At 36.5% G+C, this 21729-nt stretch carries 22 protein-coding genes and 1 other annotated feature; of the genes, 21 read left to right on the top strand and 1 reads right to left on the bottom strand.

Features of this window, described 5'->3' with window-relative positions:
* Positions 1-38 precede the first annotated feature (38 nt).
* The 18 genes from EJF36_RS14370 (at position 39) to EJF36_RS14285 (ending at position 17845) form a co-directional block, all read left to right on the top strand.
* On the top strand, positions 39-695 hold the full coding sequence (locus EJF36_RS14370) for a tetratricopeptide repeat protein (protein WP_125906981.1): 657 nt from the start codon (positions 39-41) through the stop codon (positions 693-695).
* A gap of 12 nt (positions 696-707) precedes the next feature.
* A complete protein-coding gene (recD2, locus tag EJF36_RS14365; RefSeq protein WP_125906980.1) occupies positions 708-3125 on the top strand; it encodes an SF1B family DNA helicase RecD2 in 2418 nt (805 codons plus the stop codon).
* Positions 3126-3152: 27 nt separating this feature from the next.
* Positions 3153-3626: a PRC-barrel domain-containing protein gene (locus EJF36_RS14360; RefSeq protein WP_185806921.1), complete on the top strand. Its 474-nt coding sequence runs from the start codon at positions 3153-3155 to the stop codon at positions 3624-3626.
* Between the two features lie 9 nt (positions 3627-3635).
* On the top strand, positions 3636-3824 hold the full coding sequence (locus EJF36_RS14355; RefSeq protein WP_125906978.1) for a hypothetical protein: 189 nt from the start codon (positions 3636-3638) through the stop codon (positions 3822-3824).
* A gap of 26 nt (positions 3825-3850) precedes the next feature.
* Positions 3851-3997 (top strand): YrzQ family protein, encoded by a 147-nt coding sequence (locus EJF36_RS14350; protein ID WP_125906977.1) that lies wholly within the window; start codon positions 3851-3853, stop codon positions 3995-3997.
* Between the two features lie 215 nt (positions 3998-4212).
* Positions 4213-5283 (top strand): AI-2E family transporter, encoded by a 1071-nt coding sequence (locus EJF36_RS14345; protein WP_125906976.1) that lies wholly within the window; start codon positions 4213-4215, stop codon positions 5281-5283.
* Between the two features lie 47 nt (positions 5284-5330).
* Positions 5331-5539 (top strand) — a binding site (T-box leader).
* A gap of 59 nt (positions 5540-5598) precedes the next feature.
* Positions 5599-8238 (top strand): alanine--tRNA ligase, encoded by a 2640-nt coding sequence (gene alaS / locus EJF36_RS14340; RefSeq protein ID WP_125906975.1) that lies wholly within the window; start codon positions 5599-5601, stop codon positions 8236-8238.
* Between the two features lie 70 nt (positions 8239-8308).
* Positions 8309-8575, top strand: coding sequence for an IreB family regulatory phosphoprotein (locus EJF36_RS14335; protein WP_125906974.1), 267 nt, complete (start codon positions 8309-8311; stop codon positions 8573-8575).
* A gap of 12 nt (positions 8576-8587) precedes the next feature.
* Complete coding sequence (gene ruvX, locus EJF36_RS14330) at positions 8588-9007, top strand: Holliday junction resolvase RuvX (RefSeq protein ID WP_125908395.1); 420 nt, start codon at positions 8588-8590, stop codon at positions 9005-9007.
* Between the two features lie 9 nt (positions 9008-9016).
* Complete coding sequence (locus EJF36_RS14325) at positions 9017-9307, top strand: DUF1292 domain-containing protein (RefSeq protein ID WP_125906973.1); 291 nt, start codon at positions 9017-9019, stop codon at positions 9305-9307.
* Positions 9308-9645: 338 nt separating this feature from the next.
* Positions 9646-10743: an endolytic transglycosylase MltG gene (gene mltG, locus EJF36_RS14320; RefSeq protein ID WP_125908394.1), complete on the top strand. Its 1098-nt coding sequence runs from the start codon at positions 9646-9648 to the stop codon at positions 10741-10743.
* Positions 10744-11052: 309 nt separating this feature from the next.
* The gene (locus tag EJF36_RS14315) at positions 11053-11706 is read left to right on the top strand and encodes an O-methyltransferase (RefSeq protein ID WP_125906972.1); all 654 of its coding nucleotides are present in this window, start codon (positions 11053-11055) and stop codon (positions 11704-11706) included.
* Positions 11707-12636, top strand: coding sequence for a peptidase U32 family protein (locus tag EJF36_RS14310; protein ID WP_125906971.1), 930 nt, complete (start codon positions 11707-11709; stop codon positions 12634-12636).
* Positions 12637-12707: 71 nt separating this feature from the next.
* Positions 12708-13982, top strand: coding sequence for a U32 family peptidase (locus EJF36_RS14305; protein ID WP_395940595.1), 1275 nt, complete (start codon positions 12708-12710; stop codon positions 13980-13982).
* Position 13983: 1 nt separating this feature from the next.
* Positions 13984-14619: a uridine kinase gene (gene udk / locus EJF36_RS14300; protein ID WP_125906970.1), complete on the top strand. Its 636-nt coding sequence runs from the start codon at positions 13984-13986 to the stop codon at positions 14617-14619.
* Positions 14620-14789: 170 nt separating this feature from the next.
* Positions 14790-15266, top strand: coding sequence for a transcription elongation factor GreA (gene greA, locus EJF36_RS14295; RefSeq protein ID WP_125906969.1), 477 nt, complete (start codon positions 14790-14792; stop codon positions 15264-15266).
* A gap of 47 nt (positions 15267-15313) precedes the next feature.
* Positions 15314-17062 (top strand): peptidoglycan D,D-transpeptidase FtsI family protein, encoded by a 1749-nt coding sequence (locus EJF36_RS14290; protein WP_125906968.1) that lies wholly within the window; start codon positions 15314-15316, stop codon positions 17060-17062.
* Positions 17063-17155: 93 nt separating this feature from the next.
* Positions 17156-17845 carry a YrrS family protein gene (locus EJF36_RS14285; protein WP_125906967.1) on the top strand — a complete coding sequence of 230 codons (690 nt, stop codon included), beginning with the start codon at positions 17156-17158 and terminating at the stop codon, positions 17843-17845.
* A gap of 21 nt (positions 17846-17866) precedes the next feature.
* Here the strand turns inward: EJF36_RS14285 and EJF36_RS14280 are convergent, their stop codons facing one another.
* Positions 17867-18070: a DUF2536 family protein gene (locus EJF36_RS14280; RefSeq protein WP_125906966.1), complete on the bottom strand. Its 204-nt coding sequence runs from the start codon at positions 18068-18070 to the stop codon at positions 17867-17869.
* A gap of 133 nt (positions 18071-18203) precedes the next feature.
* On the opposite strand from EJF36_RS14280, the gene mtnN reads away from it, so the two are divergent.
* The 3 genes from mtnN (at position 18204) to EJF36_RS14265 (ending at position 21704) form a co-directional block, all read left to right on the top strand.
* Entirely contained in the window at positions 18204-18899 is a 696-nt protein-coding gene (mtnN, locus tag EJF36_RS14275) for a 5'-methylthioadenosine/S-adenosylhomocysteine nucleosidase (protein ID WP_125906965.1), read from the top strand.
* A gap of 182 nt (positions 18900-19081) precedes the next feature.
* Positions 19082-19321: a YrhC family protein gene (locus EJF36_RS14270; protein WP_125906964.1), complete on the top strand. Its 240-nt coding sequence runs from the start codon at positions 19082-19084 to the stop codon at positions 19319-19321.
* Between the two features lie 223 nt (positions 19322-19544).
* Entirely contained in the window at positions 19545-21704 is a 2160-nt protein-coding gene (locus EJF36_RS14265; RefSeq protein WP_125906963.1) for a PAS domain S-box protein, read from the top strand.
* The last annotated feature ends 25 nt before the right edge of the window (positions 21705-21729 follow it).

The raw sequence follows: 21729 nt of genomic DNA, 5'->3' as shown, positions 1-21729 counted from the left end.
TTCTGTTAACATCAAAGATTGAAAGGGGTCATATATAAATGAACAAAAATGAGTTAGGAATAGAAGCTATGAAGGCAGGGAAATGGGAAGAAGCAGCTAAATACTTCTCAGAAGCTATAGAAGAATCACCAACGGACTCACTTCCTTATGTGAACTTTGGAAATTTATTGAGTTATTTACAAGATTACGATAGAGCAATTAACTTTTTTGATAAAGCGATTGAACTCGATGCTGAAAATGCAGCAGCGTATTACGGTGCTGGAACAGTAAAATATGAGCAAGGACAACTTAAGGAAGCAAGTGATTATTTTCAGTCTGCCATGCGAGCGGGGATGGACAGCCAAGAAGTATTTTTTATGTTAGGAATTACTTTAATGGCCCTTGAACATCATAAACTGGCACTACCATATTTACAGAGAGCTGTAGAATTAAATGAATCAGATGTAGAAGCAATTTTCCAATATGGTCTTTGCTTAGCAGCTTTAGAACAGTACGATTTAGCAGAGGAGCAATGGACAAAAACAATTGAGTTACAGCAAGATCATGAGGATGCTTACTATAACTTGGGTGTTGCAAGTTTGTTAAAGGGTAATTTAGATAAGGCAAAAGCTTTGTTTGAAAAAGTTTTAGACATCCAGCCAGAACACCATTTAGCTCTACAAGGCTTAGCAATTATTTCTAGCGAATCTGAGTAGGCGGTGCATAGAATGGAAGAACAAGGTGTACTCCATTTCACAGAAGCTGATAGACCATATGTAAAAGGAAGTTTAATAGCAACTATATTTCATAATGAGGAAAATTTATTTTCTGTTGTTCGTATACAAATTGACGATACCAATACAACATACAAAGAAAAAGACATAGTTATAAATGGGTATTTCCCACGATTGCATGATGGAGAAGTGTACATATTTGCGGGTGATTTAAAGGATCATCCTCGTTTTGGATTGCAATTTCAGGCTGCAAATTTCCGGAAGGAAAAACCACAAACAAAAGAAGGCTTAGTACAGTATTTATCAAGTGATTTATTTGAGGGAATTGGCAAAAAAACAGCACAATCTATCGTGAAAACTTTAGGTGATAACGCGATATCGAAAATTCTAGAGGACAAAGAAGTGCTTAAACAAGTTCCTAACCTCTCTCGGGATAGAGCGAATAAATTGTATACTACCTTATCTGAGCATGAGGGTTTAGAGCAAATAATGATTCATTTAGCGAAATATGGGTTCGGTCCACAGCTATCTATGAAGATTTATCAAGCTTATAAAGATCAAACGCTACAAATAATTCAAGATAATCCTTATCAACTTGTGGAGGATGTCGATGGTATAGGCTTCTCAAGAGCGGATGAACTCGGTCACCAACTGGGGATTAGCGGAAATCACCCCGACCGAATTAAAGCAGGATGTTTATATATTATTGAAAATGCATCTATGCAAGAAGGACATGTATATATATTGATTGAGAATGCCTTAAGTAATATATATGATTTGTTATGTAAAAATAATAGTGAGTCCATTGAATTTAAAGATATTTCTCGGGAAATGATACACTTACATGAAGAAGGTAAACTTGTTATTGAGGATCAAAAGGTATATTTACCATCTTTATACTATTCTGAAAAAGGATTTGTCTCAAATATAAAACGTGTTCTGGATCAAACAGACTTTCAAGATGCATTCCCAGAATCAGAATTTCTGTTAGCACTTGGCAGTCTTGAAGAACGGTTAAATGTGCAATACGCTCCCTCACAAAAAGAGGCCATAGAAACAGCGCTTATGTCTCCGATGCTCATTTTAACAGGCGGACCTGGAACGGGTAAAACGACAGTAATTAAAGGAATTGTGGAACTATATGCAGAACTCCATGGGTTGTCGCTAAACCACAAGGACTACAAGAAGGAAGAAGGCTTTCCAATATTACTTGTTGCTCCGACTGGACGAGCAGCAAAACGAATGTCAGAATCCACAGGGTTACCTGCGCACACGATTCATCGATTATTGGGATGGAATGGTGTAGATGGATTTACATATAATGAGGACCAATTATTAAACGGTAAATTGTTAATCGTTGATGAATTCTCAATGGTAGATATTTGGCTTGCGAATCAGCTAATGAAAGCTCTCCCGGAACAAATTCAAGTGGTGTTTGTTGGAGATGAAGACCAGTTGCCATCAGTTGGACCAGGTCAAGTGCTTAAAGATTTGCTAGAAGCAAAGGTGGTACCGACAGTTCGCCTAACTGATATATATCGTCAGGCTGAAGGGTCATCAATAATTGATTTGGCTCATGATATTAAAAATGGTAAAGTCCCGAGAAACTTACGAGAGCAAAAGCAAGATCGATCATTTATTAATTGTTCTACCTCCCAAGTTTTAGACGTAGTGCGTAAAGTTGCTCAAAATGCTAAGCAAAAAGGGTTCACAGCCAAGGATATTCAAGTTCTTGCTCCAATGTATCGCGGCGCTGCTGGTATAGATGCAATCAACGAAGCTCTTCAAGAATTGTTTAACGGTAAGACAGAAACAAAGCGCGAAATTAATTTCGGTGAAAAGGTATTTCGCACAGGTGATAAAGTATTACAATTAGTTAATTTACCGGAAGAAAATGTTTTTAATGGGGATATTGGAGAGATTGTTTCAATTTTCTATGCAAAAGAAAATCAAGAAAAGAAAGATCTTGTTATCATTTCTTATGATGGAAATGAAGTGCAATATGAAAAGCAGGATTTAGGGCAAATTACGTTAGCATACTGTTGCTCTGTGCATAAAGCACAAGGTAGCGAGTTTCCTATTGTCATATTGCCTATTGTGAAAAGTTACTTTCGAATGTTAAGAAGAAACTTAATATATACAGCAATCACACGAAGTAAGAAGTTTTTAATCCTATGTGGTGAGGAAGAAGCTTTTCGCCGTGGTATTGAATTCGAGGATGATACTAAACGCCAAACGACCCTGTCTGAAAAGCTAAAAATTACTTTAAATAATCACAAACAAGAGGCGAAATTAGAACAAATTCCTAAACCTAATAGTCATGATATTAAAGATGTACTACCAGAATTACCTTGTGAAGATGATATGGCAGACATTTCACCTTATGATTTCATGGAAGATAACAAAAGCTAAAAATGTTCCGGAAAGGTGGGCATCTTTTTGCGAACATTTCGAGATATAAAAGGCTTACCTGTCATTAGTGAACAAACTGGAAAGAAATATGGCACAATACAGGATCTTTGCTTTGCAGAAAATGGTACTATACTGGGCATCCTCGTTCAATTTACAATAAGACATCTTTTTCTCTCAATTCATGATGTACAGCATGTCGGTAAAGATGCGGTTATGATTAAAGAGGGCTCAAGATTCCAACACATTAAAGAATTAACGACAAAGCCAATTTTTTTTGCAACTCATCGTGGAGTACAAGGAAAAGAGTTGCTATCCTCAAGTGGTAGTTCACTCGGTACAATTCACGATGTATATTTAATGGAAGAACTGGGCAAAATCATAGGGTATGAAGCAACGGACGGTTTTTTTGCGGATATAACAGAAGGTAGAAAGATTATTCGCACAAACCAACCTATTGCTGTCAGTGATGACGCAATACTAATAAAATGTTTGAACGAGTGAGGTGCCCCTATGAATTGCCCAAATTGCAAAAGTAAAGATATTGGAAAAATTGGAGTTAATCAATATTATTGTTGGAATTGTTTTATTGAGCTATCCATTTCAAAAGGCGTTATTCACACGCATCAAGTAGAAGAAGATGGAACATTAAGTTCTCTTGATGATTTGTTTAATGACGATGATCTACGAGTCAGCATGTAAAATTTAACAGCAAAGGATGATCTATCTTGAATAGAACTATGACGACTCTTTTGGCAATTGGTGTAGGAGCCGCAGCATATCGCTATGCTCAACGCAACAACACAATGGGAAATATGGGAGATTCACGTATGGTTAAAAATATGACAAAACAGCTAACAAAAGCCTTTCGTTAAATAGCAAAATGCGATTTGAAGCCCCACAGCTGGTGGGGCTTTATTTGTAATCATGCGAAAAATAATAAAATTCACCTTTCGTGTTTTTTTGCTTAACGGACTGTTTCTGAAAGGAATAATGGTCTAGTACTGTTAGTACGATTGGACGTCGCTAGTTGCGACTAGCGTTTTACGTCGTTAAACAGGCTATTACGCTGTTTTAATAGGAGGACTATATGACAGATACGCAAATGATTTGGATAAAGCGAATAGTCATGTTGTTACTCATTTTTTTAGCGTTGTTCATGTTTATGAAGCTAATGCCAATATGGCTTCCTGTTGTACGTGTGTTTTTATTTGTTCTTACGCCATTCGCAATTGGAGCCTTTGTAACGTACTTGCTTCATCCAATTGTTGAGAAAATACATGCATTTGGAATGCCTAGAGTACTAGCTATTTTATTTATATACAGTCTGTTTTTTGGAGGCATTGGGTATAGTGTTTATCAATTCATGCCGGTCATTACGAAACAATCTAAGGAGTTAGTAGCAAATCTACCTAATTTAATTGATAGCTATCAAGAATGGCTTCTTGAGATTGATGAAAGAACTGAAAATTTACCTAACAGCTTGCATGAACAAATAGAAACCAATTTAAATATGATTGAAGAAAAGGTTTCCGCAACAATAAGCAATGTTATTGAAAAATCTCGAGGGATTTTTAGCGGACTGTTCGTTTTAGCGCTAGTTCCATTTATAGCGTTTTATCTTTTAAAAGATTTTGATGAGTTAAAACATGCGGCTAAATATGTAACACCAAAGAAGTGGCGGCGACAGTTACACACATATTTACACGATGTTGATGAGTCACTTGGACGCTATATTAGAGGTCAACTTCTTGTTTGTGTTGTTATAGGTGGTGCTGCTTCTGTAGCATTTTGGCTAATCGGTATGCAGTACCCACTGCTACTAGGTGTTGTAGTTGGAATAACCAATGTAATACCTTACTTTGGACCTATTATTGGTGCGATTCCAGCAGTTATTATAGCATTTACTATTTCAATAAAAACTGTGATTTTTGTCATTATCATTATAGTTATTTTACAACTGTTAGAAGGCAATGTTCTCTCACCACTAATAGTTGGAAAAAGTCTTCATATGCATCCTGTTATTATTATGTTTGCCTTACTTTTAGGTGGAGAAATTGCAGGGGTACTTGGTCTTATTGTAGCTGTTCCTATCTTCGCCATTTTGAGAGTAACGCTTATTCATCTTCGGGATAATGTATCAAGCGACAAGAGTAATTGACAAACGACTAACGCTTGTCTATAATTCGCTTATAATAACTAAATGAAAGTAATACATTGACGGATCGAGTATGTTGCAAGCTGCTTACTAGAGAAGAACTCCTAGGCTGAAAGAGTTCCAAGTGAAGGGCAACAGAACGCTAATCTTGAGTGCAGGAAAACCCTGCCGTTTTGCCACGTTATCGGCTACTGAGTGATAAACATGACAGATGTGTTTATAATCAGGGTGGTACCGCGAGTAAACTCTCGTCCCTGTTTTTTTAGGGATGAGAGTTTTTTTGTGTGTTTATATGAATTTTTAAAGGAGGAAGTTAAAATGAAAAAACTAACTGGCGCACAAATACGACAAATGTATTTAGATTTTTTCCAAGAAAAAGGACATACAGTAGAGCCAAGTGCATCACTTGTACCACATGAAGATCCAACTTTGTTATGGATTAATTCAGGTGTAGCTACGTTGAAAAAATATTTTGATGGCCGCGTAGTACCAGAGAATCCAAGAATTTGTAATGCGCAAAAATCCATTCGTACCAATGATATTGAAAATGTTGGGAAAACAGCAAGACATCACACATTCTTTGAAATGCTAGGAAACTTCTCAATTGGTGATTATTTTAAAGAAGAAGCAATTGAATGGGCTTGGGAGTTTCTCACAAGCGACAAATGGATAGGCTTTGACCCTGAAAAGTTATCTGTCACTATTCATCCTGAAGATAACGAGGCATTTGAGATTTGGAATAATAAAGTTGGCGTACCAGAGGAGAGAATTATCCGCCTTGAAGGGAATTTCTGGGATATAGGTGAAGGCCCTAGTGGACCAAATACTGAAATCTTTTATGACCGCGGAGAAGAGTATGGCAATGATTTTAATGATCCTGAGCTATATCCAGGTGGAGAAAATGACCGCTATTTAGAAGTATGGAACCTTGTCTTTTCACAATTTAATCATAATCCTGATGGTACATATACACCACTACCAAAGAAGAACATAGATACTGGGATGGGGCTTGAACGTATGGCGAGTGTTCTTCAAGAAGTTCCAACTAATTTTGATACTGATTTGTTTATGCCTATTATTCAAGCGACAGAGCGTATCTCAAATAAACAATATCGTATAAATAGTAAGGAGCTTGATACCGCTTTTAAGGTAATTGCTGATCACATTCGTACAGTTGCTTTTGCGGTTGGCGATGGTGCGCTCCCATCGAATGAAGGAAGAGGGTATGTACTTCGTCGATTACTGCGCAGAGCTGTTCGTTACGCAAAAAAATTAGGCATCGAACGCCCATTTATGTATGAATTAGTCCCTGTTGTGTCTGAAATAATGGTTGATTTCTACCCTGAAGTAAAGGACAAAGCAGATTTTATAGAGAAAGTGATAAAAACAGAGGAAGAACGCTTCCATGAAACATTACACGATGGTCTCGCTATTTTGTCTAGCGTAATAAAGAAAGAAAAAGAACAAAGTAGTACGATTATTTCCGGTCAAGATGTATTTCGTCTGTACGATACATACGGATTCCCGGTCGAATTAACAGAAGAGTATGCGCAAGAGGAAGGTATGTCTGTTGACCATGTAGGATTCGAGAATGAAATGGAGAAACAACGTGACCGTGCTCGTCGTGCTCGTCAAGATGTAGGTTCTATGCAAGTACAAGGTGGAATTTTAGGAGAAATTAAGGTTGAAAGTTCTTTTATTGGATATGATACTACTCATGCCAATGTTAAAGTGCAAATTATCGTAAAAGACAATGAGCTTGTAGAAGAGGCTAAAGTAGGTGATAGTGTTCAGGTCATCTTGGATGAAACACCTTTCTACGCGGAAAGCGGAGGACAAGTTGCTGACCAAGGGCTATTACAGGGAAGCAATTTTAAAGCTAAAGTAGAAGATGTTCAAAAGGCTCCAAATGGACAAAATCTGCATACTATTTCAATTGAAGAAGGTACATTAGTTGTAGGCGAAGGATACGAAGCAATTGTTGATGAAGCGAAGCGTGCTAGTATTATAAAAAATCACACAGCTACGCATCTTCTTCACCGTGCTTTAAAGGACATATTAGGCGAGCATGCAAATCAAGCAGGTTCATTAGTATCAGCCGATCGACTTCGTTTTGATTTCTCACATTTTGGTCAAGTGACAGCAGAGGAAATTGATAAAATTGAGACGATAGTGAACGAAAAAATTTGGCAAAGCATGCCGGTTGATGTAAGCTATAAAAGTCTAGAAGAAGCTAAAGAAATCGGAGCTATGGCGTTATTTGGTGAAAAATATGGCGATACTGTTCGTGTAGTTCGTGTAGATCAATTTAGTCTTGAGCTTTGTGGAGGCTGTCATGTTGAAAATACAGCAGCAATAGGGCTATTCAAAATTGTCTCAGAAGCTGGTATTGGTGCAGGAACACGTAGAATTGAAGCTGTAACAGGCCAAGCTGCGTATCAAGTATTAAACAACCAAGTGAGGCTGTTAAAGGATGCTGCCTCAATTCTCAAAACAAGCCCGAAAGATGTCGTGGAACGTGTAAAATCGTTACAAGCAGAATTAAAAGAAGTGCAGCGTGAGAACGAGTCACTTTCTGCTAAACTTAGTCATATTGAAGCAGGGAATTTAACAAGCAACGCCCAAGTAATTAACGGAGTCAACGTTATTGCAACAAAAATTGCCAACGGTGATATGAACCAACTTCGCACGATGATGGATGATATTAAACAAAAGGTTGATAGTGCTGTCATTCTTTTAGGTAGTGTGAACGATGGAAAAGTAAGCTTATTAGCAGGTGTAACAGATGACCTTGTTAAGAAAGGGTACCATGCCGGTAAACTTGTGAAGGAAGCAGCTACCATTTGTGGTGGAGGCGGTGGAGGCCGTCCTGACATGGCACAAGCGGGTGGAAAAGACCCAAGCAAAATAGATGACGCTATTGCTGTTGTCGAACAATGGGTGAAATCCGTTTCCTAATCTTGCTAAAATGTTGTACAATGATGGTAGTTGATGAAACGTCTCGTAATTTGAAAGAGAGGTGCGGAGCATGAGTTCATTTGATAAAACGATGCAATTTCATTTTCCTGACGAACCAATTGATACAAATGTAAATGAAGTATTACAAACAGTTTATGAAGCTTTACAAGAAAAGGGGTATAACCCTATTAATCAAATTGTTGGTTATTTATTATCCGGTGATCCAGCATATATTCCTAGACATAAAGATGCCCGTAATATTATCCGCAAGATAGAGCGGGATGAAATTATCGAGGAAGTTGTAAAGTATTACTTAGACAATCAACGAGAAAGATAGGACAAGGTAATGGTGAGAATACTCGGACTTGATGTTGGCTCGAAAACTGTAGGTGTTGCTGTTAGTGACGAAATGGGTTGGACAGCACAAGGCTTAGAAACAATTAAAATCAACGAAGATGAACAAGAGTATGGACTAACAAGACTCGGGGAAATAATAAACGAGTATAGTGTAACAAAGGTCGTCATAGGCTTACCAAAAAACATGAACGGGACAATCGGTCCTAGAGGTGAAGCAAGTCAACATTTTGCTTCTCTAGTTGAAGAGCAATTCAACCTGCCTGTCGACCTTTGGGATGAAAGGTTAACAACTATGGCAGCTGAAAAAATGCTGATTTCAGCTGATGTAAGCCGAAAAAAAAGAAAGCAAGTCATCGATAAGATGGCTGCTGTCATGATTTTACAAGGCTATTTAGACAGAATAAGTAAATGAGGTGTAAGAATGGAAAACGGTGAAAAGCAAATTACAGTAATTGACGAACAAGGTAACGAAATACTATGTGAAGTATTATTTACTTTTGATTCTGACGAATTTAACAAGTCTTATGTTTTATATTATCCAGTAGGTGCTGATGAGGATGAAGACGGTGAAATTGAAATTCACGCTTCTAGCTACTCTCCTTCAGAAGATAGCGAAGATGGCAACCTTCAACCGATTGAATCCGAAGAAGAGTGGGACATGATCGAAGAAATGCTCAACACGTTTTTAGCAGAAGAAGAAGACGAACAATAATAAAGATAGATTAATGACTGGCTCAGAGAGCCAGTCATTTTTTCTATTGCAAGACTTTACCTTAAAATAACTAGGGATAACTTTGATTTCGTTCATAAATACTATTTATTTGTATAGGTGTCTGTCAAAGGTAAAAACAACACAGTTTAACAGCGTAAACCGTAAGCAAGGGTGTGTGGAGGATAGTTTATATAAAAACCATGTTTTTAGTAAGAATTTTGTATAAAAAAAGCGAAAAAACTTTATAACTGTAGTATAATTAAAAATCGGTGAGAGGAGGGTCTAACGTGAATGAAACAAACTTTAAAGATAAAGACAAAGATAAAGATAAAGATACAATGAGTCAATTTAAGAGTAATTTACTAGAGCGCTCTAAAGAAGCGAGAGTCGTCCGAAGAATTGTCCTGGTGTTAGCAATTATCATGTTTGCTTTAGTTATTGGCACAATGGTGGGGGGATATTTATACGTTTCGGAAGCACTCCAGCCTGTCGATGAAACTAGTAATAAAGAGGTTGCTGTTTCAATTCCTTTAGGATCTTCGGTTACGGCAATCGCTAATATATTAGAAGAACAAGAAATTATTAGAGACGCCAAAATTTTCAAATACTATATAAAGTTTCGTAATGCGTCTGATTTCCAAGCAGGGGATTATACTTTAAAGCCTTCAATGACTCACGATGAAATCATAGCGGCTTTAAAACAAGGTAAAATTATTCAAGAAGTGAAATTTAAAATAACCATTCCAGAAGGTAAACAGCTTGACCAGATTGCAACAATTATTGCAGAGAAAACGAATCATCCTATTGATGAAGTGATGGGTACATTAACAGATGAAGCATATTTAGAAGAGCTTATGGATAAATATCCATCAATTTTGACTGATGAGATTTTAGCGTTTAATATTAGATATCCACTCGAAGGATATTTATATCCTGCTACGTACTCATTTTATGAAGAAGAACCAAGTATAAAATCTGTTATAGAGGCTATGCTCGATAAAACGGCTCAAATGATGGATGCTTACTTTGTTAAAATGGAAGAAAAAGGAATGACAGTTCATGAGTTGCTTACTTTTGCATCCCTTGTAGAAGAAGAAGCAACAGAACAAACAGACAGAAAAATGATTGCTAGCGTGTTCTATAATCGCTTAAATGAAGGGATGCCACTGCAAACAGACCCTACTGTTTTATATGCTTTAGGAGAGCATAAACAACGTGTATTGTATGCGGATTTAGAGGTTGAATCACCCTACAACACATATAAAATCATTGGTTTGCCACCAGGTCCAATAGCTAATGCAGGAGTAACATCAATTAGCGCTGTTCTCGAACCAGCAGATACTGACTATTTTTATTTCTTTGCTACACCAACGGGGCAAAATGAATTTAGTCGGACCCTTAATGAACATAATCGCAAGTTAGCAGAGTTCCGTTAATTAACTATTATTAACAGGCTACCCCACAAATAGTTCACACCTAACATTCATGATTTTCTGTTAGATGAGTGAAAAGCAGGGGTAGCTTTACTTTTGTGGAAAAAGGATTGCTGCCTTAAAGACGACTCCTCTCATGATAAATACTAAATGTATATAATAAAGGTTCATTTGTTTATAAAATGCAGATAACAGCTTGTATTTTATTATGATTAATATGTAGTTGTAGGAAGTACACTTCATTTCTACTCGCATTCTTTGCGCTATTGTGGTAAAATATATCGAGTTGCAAACAAGCAATGGAGGGTATATATGTTAAACAGTGATATTAACACCTATTTAACGTCGCTTTTACCTAATAAATCGTCGTTAATATTAGACATGGAGCGATACGCTTTAGAGCATGAAGTGCCCATTATGGATGTCATTTCTATTGAGACACTACTAATGATTTTGCAGCTTCAAAATCCAAAAACAATTTTAGAATTAGGTACGGCAATTGGATATTCTGCAACAAGAATGGCTTTAGCATTACCTGATACGAAGATTGTTACGATAGAAAGAAACAAAGAGCGTTATGATAAAGCTCTTTTTTATATTGGACAAGCAGGTTTATCAGACAGAATATCTATTATATTTGGTGATGCTTTAGAAGTATCAGAACAGATACAAACGTTCGGAGTATTTGATGCCGTTTTTATAGATGCAGCAAAAGGTCAATATGAACGCTTTTTTAATTTATATACCCCGATGCTTACCAATCGTGGTGTTGTTATAAGTGATAATGTTCTTTATAAAGGGTTGCCTACAAAAGAACAAAGTGAAATAGAAAATAGGAGAGTACGACAATTAGTAAGAAAAATTAAAGGCTATAATGAGTGGTTAGCAAAGCATCCAAGCTTCACAACCACTTTTGTTCCAATAGGGGATGGATTAGCAATAACGAGAAAACGAGGTGACATATAGATGACTAAAAAACCTGAATTATTAGTTACACCAAAAAAGATAGAAGACATATTGCCGTTAATTGAGGCAGGAGCAACTGCACTTGTTGTTGGTGAACAACGTTACGGTCTTCGTTTAGCTGGTGAGTTTTCACGAGATGATATAAGGAAATCAATTGATATAGCACATGCTAAAAATACAAAAGTATATGTTGCGATGAATGCGATATTTCATAATGACAAGGTTGATGAGCTTTCAGACTACGTACAATTTGTCAGTGAGGTAGGTGCAGATGCAATAATATTCGGTGATCCTGCTGTACTGTTAGTGGCCCGTGAAGTAGCACCTGATCTAAAGCTTCACTGGAATACTGAAACAACAGCAACAAACTGGTATACATGTAATTATTGGGGACGTAAAGGTGCCAAGCGTGCTGTCTTAGCTCGTGAGCTTAATATGGATACTATTGTCGAAATAAAAGAAAATGCAGAGGTTGAAATTGAAGTCCAAGTACACGGTATGACGGCTATGTTCCACTCGAAACGTGCACTATTAGGGAATTATTTTGAATTCCAAGGGAAAGCAATGAAAATTGATAAGTCACAACAATCTACTATGATTTTGCATGATAAAGAAAGAAATAATAAATATCCAATTTTTGAAGATGACAATGGCACACATATTATGAGTCCAAATGATATTTGTATTATTGATGAGCTAGAAGAGATGATTGATGCTAATGTAGATAGCTTTAAAATTGATGGAATCTTACACACATCGCAGTATATCATCGAAGTTACGAAGCTATATAGAGAGGCTATTGATTTATGTGTAGATGATCGTGAACAATATGAAAGCGTGAAAGAAGAGCTCGTTGCTAAGATAGAAGACATGCAACCGACACATCGACCGTTAGATACTGGCTTTTTCTTTAAAGAAACGGTTTATTAAAAAACTTTGTGTTGCTTTTCACTACAATTGACAATTGATAAATAATCAAAATACAAAGGAGGTTAGCAAGCATGGTGACTGTAAAACATGACACTATTTCAAAAATAGTAGACGGTAAACGAGTAATTGTGAAGAAGCCCGAGCTTCTTGCACCAGCGGGGAATTTAGAAAAATTGAAAATTGCGGTTCGCTATGGTGCTGACGCTGTTTTTATTGGAGGACAGGAGTATGGTCTTCGCTCCAATGCAGACAATTTTACACATGAAGAAATGGCGGAAGGTGTCCGTTTCGCTGAGAAATACGATGCCAAAATTTATGTTACGACCAATATTTTTGCTCATAATGAAAATATGGACGGACTTGACGAATACTTGCAAGGACTAGAGCATGCAGGTGTACATGGTATAATCGTGGCGGATCCACTAATTATTGAAACATGTAGACGTGTAGCACCTAAGTTAGAAGTTCATTTGAGCACACAGCAATCCTTATCGAACTGGAAAGCAGTACAGTTCTGGAAAGAAGAAGGGTTAGAACGTGTTGTATTAGCACGTGAAACAAGTGCGGAAGAAATAAAAGAAATTAAAGAAAAAGTGGATATTGAAATTGAAGCATTTATACACGGAGCAATGTGTATCGCATACTCTGGGCGATGTGTGTTAAGTAACCACATGACAGCACGTGACTCAAACCGTGGCGGCTGTTGTCAGTCTTGCCGATGGGATTACGATTTATTTAAAATCGAAGACAATAACGAGACAGCTTTATTTTCAGAACAAGATGCGCCATTCGCTATGAGTCCTAAGGATTTAAAGCTGATAGAATCTATTCCAAGAGCAATTGAGCTAGGTATCGATAGCTTAAAAATTGAAGGACGAATGAAATCTATTCACTATGTAGCAACGGTTGTCAGTGTGTATCGCAAGGTTATTGATGCATATTGCGCAGACCCAGATAACTTTGTTATTAAGCGTGAATGGCTTGAAGAATTAGATAAATGTGCGAACCGTGATACGGCACCGGCCTTTTTTGAAGGTGTTCCAGGGTATAAGGAGCAGATGTTTGGAAATCATAGCAAAAAAACAACGTATGATTTTGTTGGTCTTGTATTAGACTACAACGAAGATACTAAAGTTGTAACATTGCAGCAAAGAAATCACTTTAAGCCTGGTGATGAAGTCGAATTTTTCGGGCCAGAGCTTAACGAGAATTTCACCACTTCTATTGACACTATTTGGGACGAGGATGGGAATGAGCTTGATGCTGCTCGTCATCCTTTGCAAATTGTTCAATTTAAAGTAGATCAAAAACTCTACCCATATAATATGATGCGAAAGGGATACTAGCATGCGAGAAAAACCAATCGTAATAGGAGTCGCAGGTGGATCCGGTTCAGGAAAAACTAGCGTTACAAAAGCTATTTATGAACAATTTCAAGGGCATTCTATTTTAATGCTCGAACAAGACTATTATTACAAAGACCAGAGTCATCTACCTTTTGAAGACAGACTAAATACTAATTATGATCATCCGTTAGCATTTGATAACGACTTGCTTATTCAGCATCTTGATGAGCTGATAAACTTCAAGTCGATTAAAAAGCCAGTATATGACTACACGCTTCATACAAGATCCGAAAAAACAATATTGGTGGAGCCAAAGGATGTTATTATTTTAGAAGGTATTTTAGTATTAGAAGATGAACGACTGCGTCAACTAATGGATATTAAATTATTCGTTGATACAGATGCAGATATTCGTATAATCCGCCGTATTATGCGAGACATAAAGGAACGTGGTCGTAGTATCGAATCTGTTATTGAGCAATATATGAGCGTAGTGCGTCCTATGCACAATCAGTTCATCGAGCCTACAAAGAGATATGCCGATATTATTATTCCAGAGGGCGGCCATAATACAGTTGCGATTGACTTAATGGTAACAAAAATAAAAACTATTCTTGAACAAAACGCATTTTTGTAATAATATGACATAGATATGTTTAACAATTTGGGCGAACGTGTCTCGCCCAAATTTTTCATATAGTTTTGATTAAGTTGGATACTATGCACATCCAACGCATATATAATAATTACATATAAAGACACTCATCCAGCAGGGGATTGTGTGATACTAGAAGGAGTGAAGGAATAGTGACACTGGAAAAAGTATTTCCAATGACAGAAGCAGGAAAGCAAAAGCTAGAGGAAGAACTAACGTATTTAAAATCTGTACGCCGAAAAGAAGTTGTGGAGCGTATTAAAATTGCTCGTAGTTTCGGGGACCTATCGGAAAACTCGGAGTATGATTCTGCAAAAGAGGAACAAGCCTTCGTTGAAGGACGTATTACAACGTTAGAAAATATGATTCGTAATGCTAAAATCATTGAAGAGGGTGCCGGAGATAGTGAAACAGTAACCTTAGGAAAAACGGTTGCGTTTATCGAGTTACCTGATGGTGAGGAAGAATCTTATACAATTGTAGGTAGTGCTGAAGCAGATCCTTTCGAACAAAAAATCTCAAATGAGTCACCTATAGCAAAAAGCTTAATGGGCAAACGCATTGGTGATAAAGTAACAGTACAAACGCCAGCTGGCGATATGGAAGTTAAAATAATTTCTGTAAAATAAGTTTGAAGCGCTTACGCCTCGTCAACACTGTTGACGAGGTGTTTTTTATGAGAATTGTTAAACATCGTCTTAAAGTTGTTGCCTTTTTAGTTTTTATTTTCTTGGTTGTATTAGTAGGAAGACTAATGCAGATTCAAATAATAGATACAGAGTCATTTTCCAAGCATCAAGTGAATCTAATCGAAGGAAGCGTAAACCAACGTACTCAAGCTGTTGTCATTGATAATGGAAGGGGACAGTTTGTAGATCGAAACCTTGAGCCACTAACTGTAGAGTATAAGCCTGCACTAATATTATTTCCTTTTTTAAAGCATATGAAATGGCCTATACAAAACGTAGCTTCTATTATTAATACTTCTTCACATGCTATTGAAGAAACATTGAAACATACAACTGAACCGGTTGTTTTTACGAATAATTTGACAGAGGCACAAATGGCAGCTATCAATGATATGAAAATACCGGGAGTTTTTGCTATATACAAGCAACAGGAGCTTCAGCATCCAATCGCAAGCCATCTCATTGGTTTGGTTCGTTATAACGAAGATTTATTTCGAGAAAGATATCCTGATAAACAAGAACAAGCTACCATGCCAATTGGCATTACAGGTCTACAAGCTGCATTTGATGAGTTTCTATTTCCAGAGGGGGAATCAAAGCTACTGTATCATGTAGATGCAAAAAGTGGGCCTTTGTTTGGCATAAATGTAAAGTATCATGAACCGGCTAATCCCTTTTATCCTGTGACCATAAAAACAACAATAGATAAGTCCTTACAAAACGAGGCTGAAAAAATTATAGAGCATAACGATATTACGAATGGAGGTCTTGTCTTATTAGATATAGAGACAAATGAGTTGCTAGCTTTAGTAAGTGCCCCTGTTATGAACCCCGCAGATCCTTTTAAAAATGGAGCGGCGCAAAATCGTATGCTGTTACCACAGTTTCCAGGCTCTGTTTTTAAAACGGTAATAGCAGCAGGCGCAATAGAAAGTAACCTCGTGAAATTTGGAGAAACATTTGATTGTAGCTTAAACCTTTACGGACAGCATGATACTCAGCACAATTTAGGCTTGCTATCATTTTCAGATAGCTTTGCACAAAGTTGTAACTATACGTTTGCTACGTTAGGAAAACGTCTACAACAAAATAATAAGAATAATATTGAAAAGTTCGCCGATATGCTTGGTCTTATACAAAAGAATGGTTGGATCGGAGATTTATATCATTTTGAGATGTTTGAGCAACTACCAGATGAAAGAAACGGGTCGATATGGGGAGATTCCCGTGACAAATCGGTTGACAAGGCTATAGCACAAACGGCAATAGGACAAAAAGAGGTGCGTGTGTCTCCGTTGGCAATCGCCAATATGATGGCGACGATAGCACGTGGAGGTAGCAAGCAGCAAATACGTATTGTAGATGAAATTTTATATAAAAACGGTTCAACTATGCACCGCTTTAATAAACAAAAGCTTCAAGGGGATAAAATTTCTCCTTATACAGCTATGCAGTTACAAAAGCTACTCCATCATGTTGTAGAAGCTGAGCAGGGGACTGGGAGGGCTTTTCAATCTTTGTCTTTTGACGTAGCAGGTAAGTCAGGAACAGCTGAAACAGGGAAGTATACAGCAGATGGTGTACCGCTAGTGAACAAATGGTTTGCAGGTTATTTTCCTTTTGAGAATCCTAAATACGCTTTAGTTGTTGTAGAGCTGGAGAAAAGAGATGGCACGTCAAATACTAACAAAGTGTATTATGAGTTCGCCAAGCACGTATATGAGAGAAGTGAATAATGAAGGGCTCTAGAAGTCATTTATTGTTCAATATGCCATGATGTAAAAAAAATGATAGAATAATGAATATACTGTGTTTGAGGAGGAAATGATTTGGGACATGACTTTGATGACCTATATGAAGGACCGAGATATCAAAAACAATTAAAACGTAGAAGAGTAAATAGAATCTTAAATGTATTGCTAAGTATATTACTATTGTTGGGGCTAGGACTTGGTGTTCGTTTTCTATTTAATTCATCATCTTCTGAGCCTGCTAGCACATTACAACAAAAACAAACAGAATCTTCACCTGAATTAAATGATGAGAACAGCGAGCGAAATAATAATAACAAAACAGATACTACTACTGAAAATAATAAGGAACAAAATGAAGATTCTAGCTCACAACAAAGTGAAGTGTTAGTTAAAGAGGGAGAAGAAGGATCAAACATTATTAAAACTATTATCGATTCTGATTGGGAAGCAATAGGAACTCAACAGGCGGAACCACATGTTGTGAATGATAATTTAGAATCAATAGATGTCCAGGAAATGAAGCAAGCAGTCACATATGCAACTGGAATAGACGATTTTATTTTATGGTGGCTGACAAATGATGGACAGCCAAATTCGGCATTATTAACAATTTCGAATCGAGAACAAACTGAGGTATATGACGTGCATCTTGTTTGGATAGAGAACAAAGGCTGGAAACCTGTTGCTGTTGATCGTTTAAAAGAAAACTTAACAGCCCCTTATATTAGTCAACAACAAAACAGTAGTGAGCAAGAACAAGAGTAGAGTGGCATTTGCCACTCTACTCTATTTTTTCTTAAAATGTACTACTGCACTATAAAAACGACGTCCATCTTTATCAACATACATTTCATGAGAGACGTTATAAACAGAGAGCATAAGCGCTTTATTGTGCTCAATTTGCTCATTAATCTTATTCTCGAGCTTTTTTATGTCAGTTGCTTCAAAAAGCTCTATTTTGTCTTCTATTAGGTCCATCATAATTGACATTGTTATACCTCCTATTCGGCTAGATTATACACAATTATAGTAAAGTAGAAAAGTTTTTAGTAACGTATGGAAAACAAGTCAATAATAATGGTAAGATGGGCTTTGTGAATAAATATAGAAAGTAGGTTTCAATATGAAGGTTGCGATTATTGGTGCAATGGAAGAAGAAGTTATAATTCTTCGTGATAAACTAATAAACCCTACTAACACAACAATTGCAAATTGCGAATTCGTTGAGGGTACATTACAAGGTATGGCTGTAGTGCTATTAAAGTCAGGTATTGGAAAAGTAAATGCAGCGATGAGTACATCCATTTTACTTGAGAGATTTAAGCCAGATGTCGTAATAAACACGGGGTCTGCTGGAGGGTTTCTGCCAAGCCTACAAGTAGGAGATGTAGTCATTTCAACAGAGATCAGACATCATGATGTCGACGTTACAGCATTCAATTATGAATATGGTCAAGTGCCAGGACTGCCTGCAGCATTTACAGCAGATAGTAAGCTTATCGCTGTTGCTGAAAAGGCAGCTCAGAAGGTTTCAGAAATTAAAGTTGTAAAAGGTCTCATTGTTACAGGAGATTCATTTATGAATGACCCTGAACGAGTTGAGTTTGTTCGTACTAAATTTACTGACTTGTGTGCGGCGGAAATGGAAGCAGCTGCAATTGCGCAAGTGTGCCATCAATTTGATGTTCCATTTGTTGTCATTCGATCGTTATCAGATATTGCTGGTAAAGAATCTAATATTTCATTTGAGCAGTTTTTACATACAGCCGCCTTACACTCATCTCAGTTGATTGAGTCTATGTTAATAGAGCTTTCCTAATAAAAGAGGCTTGATTCCCTAAGTGTTATTAATGTAACGATAATAGGGATGGATAGCCTCTTTTCTCTATTATTATTAAATTCCTTGATTACAATAAGTAAACATTACCACCATACTTTCATAAAAGAACATGCTATACTAAAATAGTTATATATTTTATGAAAAGGTAGGTGTAATGCATAATGAGCCAGAATGAAAATAAAATATTACAACAAAAAGTAATTGATTATACTCGTTATGGAATTACATTGTTAGCGGTAAGTGTCTTTTTATATATTGGTGTAATCATCCGAAGTGAGATAATATCTAATCCAAAAATGTTTATGATGATGGGAACTACTTCATTATTTTTAATTAGTTCATTTATTTTTATATATAAAGCAATGAAACTTCGAAACTTTCTTCAATCTGAGGAACAATAACTGTCTAACATAAATTGTTAGGCAGTTTTTTGTCGGTTATTCTCCCTCGAAACGTCATTTCTTAATATTTCTAGACGTAGTCGTAACGAAAAATGAGTTTTTATTGTAAACCCCAAAAAAAATTCACAAATTTGACACAAATTTACGAAAAGTACTTTCAAGAATGTATAGTTTCCATTACAATCATAGTAATAAAGTTTTTATGTGGTTAGGAGGCAGAGTTTTGCAAGAAATAATAATAACCTTTAATCCTGTCCTCATATTGATTGCCATCGTACTAACATATATGAGTGTTTATTCATCATTAGATTTGTTCACGTTATTACGAACATCAAATAAATCAAGCTTGCTGCTCTTTACTGGTGGAAGCTTATCGTTAGGCTTTGGAATATGGGCAATGAATTTTATCGGTATGCTATCTATAGACAGCGTTCGTGCCATGTCATACAATGTAGCAATTATCATCCTATCACTACTTTTAGCTATCATTTTTACGGCTATAGCATTTTATTTTGTGATTAACAGGCCAAAATCAAAGGTTGAATTGTTGATAAGTAGCTTTTTTATGATGCTCGCTTTTTTAACCTCACATATCATGTGTATGTATGCCCTGAATGTAGCTATTAATTATCAGCCGTATGTAGCTGTGTTTGCAAATGGAATGGTATTTGGTGCATTCTTTTTCACGACTTGGCTTTTGTTTTATGCCAAATCAATTGCATACGAATCACATGCATGGTTGAAGCCAGTAAGTGCACTCATTTTGACTGGTGCTATCGCAGAAGGGTATATTGTCTTATTAAAGGCATCATCTTTTTACGCTCCTCTTCAAAATACACTAGCCTTTGGGAATCATGAAAATATGGTAATGATAGTGGTTGTATTTATTGCTATATTAATTATATCTGGTCTAATAAGCTCAGGAACTCTTATTAGCCAACGTTTATTAAAAAGTGATATAAATTTAAAGGACATTCAATATGCTTTGAATTCGTCATCTATTGTTGCCATAACTGATGCAAAAGGGATTATTACTTATGTGAATGATAAATTTGTTGAAATCTCTCAATATGAAGAGCATGAGTTAATTGGCCATAATCATAGTATTTTAAACTCCGGATATCATTCTAAAGAGTTTTTTCAAGATTTATGGCGAACAATTGGGAACGGTCAAATTTGGAAGGGCGAAGTCTGTAATAAAGCAAAGGATGGAAGCATTTACTGGGTTGACACAACAATAGTGCCATTTTTAAACTCTCGCGGTAAGCCATATCAGTATGTAGCTATTCGTACAGATATTTCTAAAAGAAAACAAGCTGAAGGTCAGTTAAAAGAAACTTTAAAAGAAATTAAAGATATTAAGTTTGCCTTGGATCAGTCATCTATTGTTGCCATAACAGATAATCACGGGATTATTACAAAAGTAAATGATAAATTATGTGAGATCTCTAAGTATTCGAGAGAAGAACTAATTGGCCAAGATCATCGAATCTTAAATTCTGGCCATCATTCAAAGGAGTACTTCAAAAATCTATGGAAAACAATTGGTAACGGTGAGGTTTGGAAGGGTGAAATCCAAAACAAAGCAAAAGATGGAACGCTTTACTGGGTCGACACAACAATAGTGCCATTTTTAAATGAATATGGTAAACCATATCAATATTTAGCAATTCGTAATGATATTACAGAGCGTAAAAAGCAGGAACAAGTAATGAGAGCACAGGATAAGCTTGCAACAGTTGGTCAATTAGCAGCGGGCGTCGCTCATGAAATACGTAACCCTCTTACTTCTATGAAGGGATATACAGAGTTTTTACAGCTTGATGAGAAAAGTGAAGAACGTCAGGAGTATTTACAAATAATCTTAGAAGAAATTGATCGTGTAAATGCAATAGTAGAGGAGTTCTTGCTATTAGCGAATCCACATGCCGTGAAGCTTGAGAACAAAGACATTATACCAATATTGAAAAATGTACTAACACTAACAGAATTTGAAGCAAGAAAACGTGATGTGAAATTTCATTTTATGACAGATCACTCATCTATTTGGGTTAATGTTGATGAAGATAGAATTAAACAAGTATTTCTTAACTTTATTAAAAATGCTATTGAAGCTATGCCTAATGGTGGTGACATTTTTGTTAAAGCTGTACTTGAAAAGGGTGAATTGTCTATATCAATTCAGGACACTGGTACAGGGATTCCAAAAGAAGTTCTACAACGAATTGGTGAGCCCTTCTTTACAACAAAGAAAAAAGGGAACGGACTCGGCTTAATGGTAAGCTTCAAAATAATTGAAAGTCATAATGGTAAAGTTCACGTAAGTAGTGAAGAAAATAAAGGGACTATATTTAACGTTGTTCTTCCAACTCAATCAGCCTGAGTACAAACAATATAATAAATTAAAT

The organism is Bacillus sp. HMF5848 (genome assembly GCF_003944835.1).
Lineage (GTDB): Bacteria > Bacillota > Bacilli > Bacillales > HMF5848 > HMF5848.
The sequence above is the reverse complement of the archived record's forward strand: the minus strand, read 5'-3'. Positions and strand labels throughout refer to the sequence as shown.